This window comes from Geodermatophilus sp. SYSU D00663 (assembly GCF_054050655.1).
This window is the reverse complement of the sequence record NZ_JBJGZT010000006.1, coordinates 172,643-180,609: the sequence shown is the minus strand read 5'-3', so window position 1 is coordinate 180,609 and position 7,967 is coordinate 172,643. Positions and strand designations below refer to the sequence as shown.

Annotated in this window: 9 protein-coding genes and 2 tRNA genes; 8 read left to right on the top strand and 3 right to left on the bottom strand. The window is 75.5% G+C overall.

The annotated features are described in order from the left end of the window. The first annotated feature begins 226 nt into the window (after positions 1-226). The 6 genes from ACI79Z_RS06860 to ACI79Z_RS06835 all read left to right on the top strand — a co-directional run bounded on the left by ACI79Z_RS06860 (position 227) and on the right by ACI79Z_RS06835 (position 3,169). Positions 227-991, top strand: coding sequence for a DUF3566 domain-containing protein (locus ACI79Z_RS06860; protein ID WP_387988645.1), 765 nt, complete (start codon positions 227-229; stop codon positions 989-991). Positions 992-1,110: 119 nt separating this feature from the next. Beyond that, positions 1,111-1,184: transfer RNA gene (locus ACI79Z_RS06855), tRNA-Ile, on the top strand. Between the two features lie 74 nt (positions 1,185-1,258). After that, positions 1,259-1,408, top strand: a complete 150-nt coding sequence (locus ACI79Z_RS06850; protein ID WP_387988646.1) for a DLW-39 family protein — start codon at positions 1,259-1,261, stop codon at positions 1,406-1,408. 40 nt (positions 1,409-1,448) lie between these two features. Next, positions 1,449-1,521: transfer RNA gene (locus tag ACI79Z_RS06845), tRNA-Ala, on the top strand. Positions 1,522-1,739: 218 nt separating this feature from the next. Then, positions 1,740-2,273, top strand: a complete 534-nt coding sequence (locus ACI79Z_RS06840) for a peptidylprolyl isomerase (RefSeq protein WP_387988647.1) — start codon at positions 1,740-1,742, stop codon at positions 2,271-2,273. Between the two features lie 128 nt (positions 2,274-2,401). Then, on the top strand, positions 2,402-3,169 hold the full coding sequence (locus tag ACI79Z_RS06835) for a rhomboid family intramembrane serine protease (RefSeq protein ID WP_456902138.1): 768 nt from the start codon (positions 2,402-2,404) through the stop codon (positions 3,167-3,169). A gap of 16 nt (positions 3,170-3,185) precedes the next feature. On the opposite strand, the gene ACI79Z_RS06830 is transcribed toward ACI79Z_RS06835, so the two are convergent. Next, positions 3,186-3,593, bottom strand: coding sequence for a PH domain-containing protein (locus tag ACI79Z_RS06830; protein WP_456902137.1), 408 nt, complete (start codon positions 3,591-3,593; stop codon positions 3,186-3,188). A 467-nt stretch (positions 3,594-4,060) separates the two neighbouring features. Continuing rightward, positions 4,061-4,333, bottom strand: a complete 273-nt coding sequence (crgA, locus tag ACI79Z_RS06825; protein ID WP_387988650.1) for a cell division protein CrgA — start codon at positions 4,331-4,333, stop codon at positions 4,061-4,063. A 137-nt stretch (positions 4,334-4,470) separates the two neighbouring features. On the opposite strand from crgA, the gene ACI79Z_RS06820 reads away from it, so the two are divergent. Both ACI79Z_RS06820 and ACI79Z_RS06815 read left to right on the top strand, forming a co-directional pair. Next, positions 4,471-5,235 carry a DUF881 domain-containing protein gene (locus ACI79Z_RS06820; RefSeq protein WP_456902136.1) on the top strand — a complete coding sequence of 255 codons (765 nt, stop codon included), beginning with the start codon at positions 4,471-4,473 and terminating at the stop codon, positions 5,233-5,235. Positions 5,236-5,260: 25 nt separating this feature from the next. After that, positions 5,261-5,911, top strand: coding sequence for an aminodeoxychorismate/anthranilate synthase component II (locus tag ACI79Z_RS06815; RefSeq protein ID WP_387988652.1), 651 nt, complete (start codon positions 5,261-5,263; stop codon positions 5,909-5,911). A 59-nt stretch (positions 5,912-5,970) separates the two neighbouring features. On the opposite strand, the gene pknB is transcribed toward ACI79Z_RS06815, so the two are convergent. Next, on the bottom strand, positions 5,971-7,923 hold the full coding sequence (gene pknB / locus ACI79Z_RS06810; protein ID WP_456902135.1) for a Stk1 family PASTA domain-containing Ser/Thr kinase: 1,953 nt from the start codon (positions 7,921-7,923) through the stop codon (positions 5,971-5,973). Between the last annotated feature and the right edge of the window lie 44 nt (positions 7,924-7,967).

The window sequence follows — 7,967 nt, the reverse complement described above, 5'->3', positions numbered from 1 at the left end:
GTGACCTGGCCCATATAGACGATCACCCACGAGCACCCCCACCCCGCCCCCCCCCCCCCCCCCCCCCCCCCCCCCCCCCCCCCCCCCCCCCCCCCCCCCCCCCCCCCCCCCCCCCCCCCCCGGCTCCCGCTGACGGACACGACCGGCGCCCGGGCGCCTCCGGCACCACGCCGGACCGCCCGGGCGCGAGAGCGCGGCGAGGGCCGCAGGCGAACGGGAGAACGGCATGAGCGACCGGCCGCAGGCGGTGCGCACCGGGGTCCGCCCGGACGGCGCAGCCGGAGCGGACGGAGCCCCGGCGACGGGCTCGGCGCCCGCCACCGGCCAGACGCCCGCTCCGTCCGGGGCGACCCCGGCCGGGGCCACGCCGGCGGGCGCGGGCCCGTCGCTGGCCAAGCCGGTCACCGGCCAGGCGCCCGCCCGGCAGGTGCCGCCCGTGGCCCCGCCGCAGGCGCCCCAGCAGGCTCCCCGTCCGGCCGACGCGACCATGCCGGGGCCGGTGAGCGCCACCCAGGCGGTCCCGCCGGCCGCGGTGGCCGCCCCGCCGGCGGCGGCCCGGGCTCCCCAGCAGCCGCCGGCCGCGCAGCAGCAGGCCGGCAAGCAGGCCAAGAACCGCGGCAACCGCGGTCCGCGGCGGGCGCGGCTGCAGCTGCGGCACGTCGACACCTGGTCGGCGCTGAAGATCTCGCTGGTCCTGTCGATCGCGATGTTCTTCATCTGGATGGTCGCGATCGGGATCCTGTACGGGGTCCTGTCCGGGCTCGGCGTCTTCGACACCCTCAACGACCTGTTCGGCCAGCTCGGCACGTCGTCGAGCGGCGAGGGCGGCGGCGACGTCATCACCCCGGGCGTCGTCTTCGGCGGGGCGGCCGTCATCGGCGCGATCAACATCGTGCTGATGACCGCGCTGTGCACCGTCGCGGCGTTCATCTACAACCTCTGCGCCGACCTGGTCGGCGGCCTCGAGGTCACGCTCGCCGAGCGGGACTAGACGGAGGACCCCTCTGCCCCCCACCGCTCGCAGACGCGCGGCGGGACCCTGCAGAGGGGCCGCCCCCGGACCCCCCCGTCGGGGCCCGGGGGCGGCCAGGTAAGCTGGTCGAGGTCCACGGGCCTGTAGCTCAGGCGGTTAGAGCGCATCCCTGATAAGGATGAGGCCGGAGGTTCAAGTCCTCCCAGGCCCACCCGTGAACCGGTGCCCCGGCACCGCGACAGCGAGGCCCCGTCCGTGGCCGCCGTCGTACCCAGGAGGTACCGCGTGCTGAAGAAGCTGGCCCTGGCCGCCGTCGCGGCCGGTGCCGTCGCCGCCGTCCGCAGGCGCTCGTCCGGCGGCGGCAAGGCCGAGGCCGACCTCTGGCACGAGGCCACCAGCGGCCCGCAGTCGGTCAGCCGCCCGACCACCCGCTGAACCCGGGCTCCCGCGCGGAGCTCCCGGGGACAGCGCCCCCGGGGACGTAGCTCAATTGGCAGAGCACCGCCTTTGCAAGGCGGGGGTTAGGGGTTCGATTCCCCTCGTCTCCACCGCAGGACGCCGGTGCGTCGGCCGCTCGGCCCGGCCGCGAGCGCCGGCCTCCCGCACCCGGTGATCCCGCCTCCGCACGGCCTCGACGGCCGGGGCACCCGGCCCAGCGCCGTGCAGGTCCGCCGGCACGTCCTGCCGGCACGCCGCCTGCGTCGTCCCCCTGGGGTGGCCCGCTCCCCGTGCTCGGGGTCGGCGGAGCAGTGGGAGAGTGGGCGGCGTGACCGAATCGACCCCCGCACGCCGTGCCGTGCTGCACACCAACCACGGCGACATCACCGTCGACCTGTTCCCCGACCACGCGCCGAAGACGGTCGCGAACTTCGCGGACCTGGCCGAGGGCCGCCGCGAGTGGACGCACCCGGCGACCCGGCAGAAGACCACCGACCCCCTGTACGACGGGACGGTCTTCCACCGGATCATCGACGGCTTCATGATCCAGGGCGGCGACCCGCTCGGTCAGGGCTTCGGCGGCCCGGGCTACCAGTTCGGCGACGAGTTCCACCCGGAGCTCACCTTCAACCGCCCGTACCTGCTGGCCATGGCCAACGCCGGGCCGGGCACCAACGGCTCGCAGTTCTTCATCACCGTGAGCCCGACGCCGCACCTCAACCGCAAGCACACGATCTTCGGCGAGGTGGCCGACCAGAGCAGCCGCGAGGTCGTGGACCGCATCGCCAAGGTCCGCACCGGCCGCAACGACCGCCCCGTCGAGGACGTCGTCATCCAGTCGGTCGAGGTGCAGCGCAGCTGACCACCGGTCCCGACGACGGGGGCGCCGGCCGGCCGCCGGCGCCCCCGTCGGCCACCTGCTACCGCCACCCGGACCGGCCGACCGGCGTCCGGTGCGCGCGCTGTGACCGGCCGATCTGCCCGGAGTGCATGACGCCGGCCGCCGTCGGGTTCCAGTGCCCCGACGACGTCCGGGCCGGTTCCGCCGGGGTCCGCCGTCCCCGGCCGGTGTCCCGCTGGTCCGGCGCCCGCCGCCGGTTCGGCCCGGTCACCGTCTCGCTGGTCGCGGTCAACGTCGTCGTCTTCGTCGTCACGGCGGTGTCGGCGGTGTCGGTCGGCCAGAGCCCGCTGGACAACTGGCGCTCGCCGGTGTTCGAGGAGTTCTCGCAGGTCCCCGTCCTCGTCGACGTCTTCGGTCAGGACTGGCGGTTGCTCACCGGGGCGTTCCTGCACATCGGGATCACCCACCTGCTGCTGAACATGCTCAGCCTGCTGGTGTTCGGCCCCGAGCTCGAGGGGCGCCTGGGCCGGTGGCGCTACCTCGCCGTCTACCTGGTGTCCGCCCTGGGCGGCGCCGTGGCCATCCAGCTGCTCGGCGAGCCCGCCCGGCCCGTGGCCGGGGCGTCCGCGGCCCTCTACGGCCTCCTGGGCTCCCTCGGCGTGCTCCTGCTGGTCGCCCGCCAGGACCTGCGCGGCCTGCTCACCCTGCTGGCCATCAACGTGGTCATCAGCTTCCTGCCCGGCGTCTCGCTGCTGGGCCACCTCGGCGGCCTGGTCGCCGGCGCCCTGGCCACCGGGCTGCTCGTCCTCACCCGCCGGCGGACGGCGGCGCAGGCGCTGTCGCTCGTGGTGCTCGCCGCGGTCTTGGTGACCCTCGCCCTCGCCGTACCGGTACCCCTGGTCGTCCTCGGCCTCTGAGGGCTCGTCCCGCGCCTCAGGCGGGCCGCCGCGCCTCGAGGGCCTGGGCGACCGACGCCGGGTCGGTGCCCAGGTCCCGGCGGCCCAGCAGCACGAGGGTGCCCTCGTCGTCGGGGTGCGCGGCGGTGTCGAGCTCCAGCAGCCGCGAGCGCACGCCCAGCCGCCGCGTCGTCCGCAGCCGCACCCGCAGGCCCGGCCACGGCAGCCGGGTGCGCCCGGTCAGCGTCCGCACGACGACGCCGGCGTCGTCCACCGCCAGCCGCGGCCGCAGGGCGAGGTCGCGCAGCGCCGCGCCCACCAGGAGCACGCCGGCGGCGCCGACCAGCACCCGTCCCGCCGCGTCGAGCCCCAGGGCGGCCAGCGTCAGCAGCACCCCGCCCAGCCCGAGCGTGACCGTCTCCGCCGCCCGCGCCGACCACTGCACGTCCCCAGCCTCCCAGGACGACCACGGCGACTCTGTCCACAGGCCGGGAGAGGTGGGGACGCCCGTCCGCAGGCGGGGATCTGCCCAGCTCGGCCCGCGTGTCGACTCCTCGACCGCAGTGCCGCGCTCGCGCTCGGTGACCGTCCCGGTGCTGCGGTCATGTCGACACATCCACAGCTGGGTACACAGCTGGGGACAAAGCACAGACCTGTAGTTACTCGGGTGCCCTTCTCGTCACACGTGCCTCACCAGTCGCGAAAGCGCAGGTCAGCGAGGTGTAGTCGAACAGGCGTTCTCCACATGCGGTGGACAACCCTGGGGGTAGGGCGTCATGTCGACCTGTGGATCCACCGGTGGTGTGTGCACAGCGGTCCACACCCCCGGTGTCCACCGCCGGACGGCCCCCGTGTACACGAGAGGCCCCCGTCCCGGGTGCGGACGGGGGCCTCTCGGGAGAAGTGTGGCGGCTACCGCCAGCGCATCGACATGACGAGGCCGACCACCATGGCGCCGAAGCCGATGGCGAAGTTCCACGCCCCCAGCGACACCATGAACGGGATCTGGTCGCCGGCCACGTAGTAGACGACGATCCACAGCAGACCGAGCAGCATGAGCGCGACCATGAGCGGCGCGTACCAGCGCGGGCTCGGCTGGACGGCCCGTGCGTTGGCCGCGCGCGACTGCAGCACGCCCTCGGGCGGCGTGTAGACCGACTTCTTGCGGACCTTGGACTTGGGCACTCCGACCGTCTCCTGCTGACTCGCTGGGGTGCCGGTCCGTCGCGACCGGCACGATCGCTCCCCAGCCTAAGCTCCGAGGGGACCAGCACGGCCGCGTCCGACGGCGTGCCTCCCCCTCCCGTCCCCCAGGAGCCCGCGTGACCGCCTCCGAGCCGCCGGTGGGCCCCTCCCGGCGCCGGTCGGCCTGGGGCGCCCTGGTGCCCGTGGTGGCGCTCGCGGCAGGGCTGCTGTTCGCCACCTCCGGCCAGACCGCCGAGGGCTCGGACCTGCGCGCCGGCGACGTCACCGAGCTGTCCGAGCTCATCGCCCAGCGCAACGAGGTCATCGCCGGCCAGCAGGAGCAGCTGACCGCGCTGCAGCGCCGGACCGAGGCGCTCACCGACCAGGCGGCCTCCCGCGACGGCGCCGTCGCCTCGGCCCAGGCGGCGGGCGACGCCGGCGCCCTGTCGGCGGGCCTGGTCGCCCTCCGCGGTCGCGGTGTGGAGATCACCCTCGACGACGCCCCGCGCCGGCCCGACGGCAGCCTGCCGACGGGCGCCCGCCCCGACGACGTCGTCATCCACCAGTCCGACGTGCAGGCGGTCGTCAACGCCGTCTGGGCGGCCGGCGCCGACGGCGTGGCGATCATGGACCAGCGGCTGATCGCCACCAGCGCCGTCCGCTGCGTCGGCAACGTCCTGCTCCTCCACGGGCGGACCTGGTCACCGCCGTTCGTCGTCACCGCGATCGGCGACCCCGCCGCCATCCGCGCGCAGCTGGACGCCTCCCCGCAGGTGGCGGTGTTCGAGCAGGCGGTCGAGGACTTCGGGCTCGCCTTCGCCGTGCGCGACCGGCCGGAGGTCACGGTGCCGGCCTACACCGGCTCGCTGGACATGGCACACGCCACAGCCGCTGACGGCTGACCGGGCGCTGCTGTACACAGGGAGCGTGAGCAGGCCCGTCCTCGTCGTCGACAACTTCGACAGCTTCGTCTACAACCTGGTCCAGTACCTGGGCCAGCTCGGCGTGCAGTGCGTCGTCCGGCGCAACGACGCCGTCACCGTCGACGAGCTGCCCGACCTCGACGTCGCCGGCGTGCTGCTGTCCCCCGGCCCGGGCACGCCCGCCGGCGCCGGCGTGACCGTCCCGATGGTGCGGGCCGCCGCCGAGGCCGGGACGCCGGTGCTGGGCGTGTGCCTGGGTCACCAGGCGATCGCCGAGGCCTTCGGCGCCGAGGTCGTCCGCGCGCCGGAGCTGCTGCACGGCAAGACCAGCGAGGTCGTGCACGACGGCGTCGGCGTGCTGGCCGGGCTCCCCTCGCCCTTCACCGCCACGCGCTACCACTCACTGGCCGTGGACCGGGCCACCGTGCCCGACGAGCTCGAGGTGACCGGCGCGACGGCGTCGGGCATCGTCATGGCGCTGCGGCACCGGGAGCTGCCCGTCGAGGGCGTGCAGTTCCACCCCGAGTCGGTGCTCACCGAGGGCGGCCACCAGATGCTGGCCACGTGGCTGGCCGCGTGCGGCCTGGCGCCCGACCCGGCCGTCGTCGAGGCCGCCGCCGCGGGCGCCCGCCGTCTCTCCGCCGCCGCCGTCTAGCCCCCGTCACGACGAAGGGCCCCTCCCGGCCGGGGGGGCCCTTCGTCGTCCGCGGTCGCTCACATGGGGGTGTTCGGGTCGCCGTCCTGGCCGCCGGGGCCGGGGCTGCCCGTCGTCGGCGTGGCCGTCTCGCGGGCGACCAGCAGGGTGATGGTCCCGTCCGGCGCCACCGTCTGGCCGGGCTGCGGGTTGCTGCCCACCACGGTGCCGTCGGCCTGGCCGGGGTCGGCCTCGGTGTCCTGGACCGAGACCGTCCCGGTGAAGCCGGCCGCGGCCAGCGTCTGGCGGGCCTGCGCCTCGGTCTGCCCGACGATCGCCGCCGGGACGGTGACCTCCGCGGCGCCGCCGGACACCTGCAGGGTGATCGGCTGGCCGGCGGACGCCTGCTGGCCGGCGGCCGGGTTCGTCCCGACGACGGTGCCGGCGGGCTGGTCGGAGTCGACCTCGGTCACGGTCAGGTTGGTGAAGCCCGCCGTCCGCAGCGCCTCCTGGGCGGCGTCCTGGGGCCGGCCGGCCACGTCCGGGACCTCGTCGGTGCCGTCGGACACCGACAGCGTCACGGTGGTCGCCGGGGCGACCGCGGCGCCCTCCTCCGGGTCCACCGCGACGACGGTGCCCTCCTCGGCGAGCGAGTCGGCCTGCTCGGTGTTCACGCTGCCGGTGAAACCCGCGTTCTCCAGCGCCGTGCGGGCCCGGTCCTCGTCGAGGTCGACCACCTGCGGCACGGTCACCGTGTCCGGGGCGGTCGCGACGGTCAGGTCGACCTCCGTGCCCTCGTCGACGCGGGCGCCGCCGGCGGGCGTCGTGGCGAGCACGGTGCCGACCGCGTCCTCGTCGTCGGTCACCTGCGGCGTGACGTCGCCGACCTCGAGGCCCGCGGCCTCGACGGCGGCCTCGGCGTCCTCCCGCTGCTGACCGACCAGCCCCGCCGGCACGGTGACCTGCGCGGCGGCCTGGGGCCGCGGCTCCTCGTCGCCGGAGCCGACCAGCAGGGCCACCCCGACGACGGCGCCGATGAGCACCAGCGCGCCGACGACGAGCGCGACGACCCGGTTGCGCTTGCGCCGGCGCGCGGCCGCGTCGTCGTCCCAGCCGCCGTCGCCGTACGCGGGCGTGGCGCCGAGGATGGTGGTCTTCTCCTCGTCGCCCATGACCGGCGTGGCCTCGACCCGCTGCCCGGCCAGGGCCCGGAGCAGGTCGTTGCGCATCTCGGCGGCCGACTGGTACCGGTTCGCCGGGTTCTTGCTCATCGCCTTCATGAGGATGGCGTCGAGCTCCGGCGGCACGGCCGGGTTGATCGAGGACGGCAGCCGCGGGTCCTCGCGCACGTGCTGGTAGGCGACCGAGACCGGCGAGTCGCCGGTGAACGGCGGTGCGCCGCAGACCAGCTCGTAGAGCAGGCAGCCCAGCGAGTAGACGTCGGAGCGGGCGTCGACGGCCTCGCCGCGGGCCTGCTCGGGGGAGAGGTACTGCGCGGTGCCGATGACCGCGGCGGTCGAGGTCATCGTGGCGGCGGAGTCCGACACCGCGCGGGCGATGCCGAAGTCCATCACCTTGACGGTGCCCTGGGGCGTGATCATCACGTTCCCGGGCTTCACGTCGCGGTGCACGATGCCGTTGCGGTGGCTGAAGTCCAGGGCGGCGCAGATGTCGGCGGCCAGGCTCATCGCCCGCTCCGGCTGCAGCACGCCCTCGCGGCGCAGCACGTCGCGCAGCGTCTCGCCCTCGACGTACTCCATGACGATGTACGGCGTCGCGCCGCTGGTCGTCCGGTCCTCGCCGGTGTCGTACACCGCGACGATCGACGGGTGGTTCAGCGAGGCGGCCGCCTGCGCCTCCCGCCGGAAGCGCACCTGGAACGAGGGGTCGCGGGCCAGGTCGCTGCGCAGCACCTTGACCGCGACCTCGCGGCCCAGCCGCAGGTCGCGCCCGCGGTGCACCTCCGCCATCCCGCCGCGGCCGAGCACCCCGCCGATCTCGTAGCGCTCACCGAGCACCTGGGGGGTGGTCATGCGTGGTCCTCTCGGGCGGTGCTCTGGCGGGTCGCGGGCGTCCC

Bases quoted from the DNA above. Each gene is read 5' to 3' on its own strand.
- ACI79Z_RS06835 (WP_456902138.1), top strand. From the start codon at position 2,402: ATGACGCCGGCCGCCGTCGGGTTCCAGTGCCCCGACGACGTCCGGGCC.
- ACI79Z_RS06860 (WP_387988645.1), top strand. From the start codon at position 227: ATGAGCGACCGGCCGCAGGCGGTGCGCACCGGGGTCCGCCCGGACGGC.
- pknB (WP_456902135.1), bottom strand. From the start codon at position 7,923: ATGACCACCCCCCAGGTGCTCGGTGAGCGCTACGAGATCGGCGGGGTG.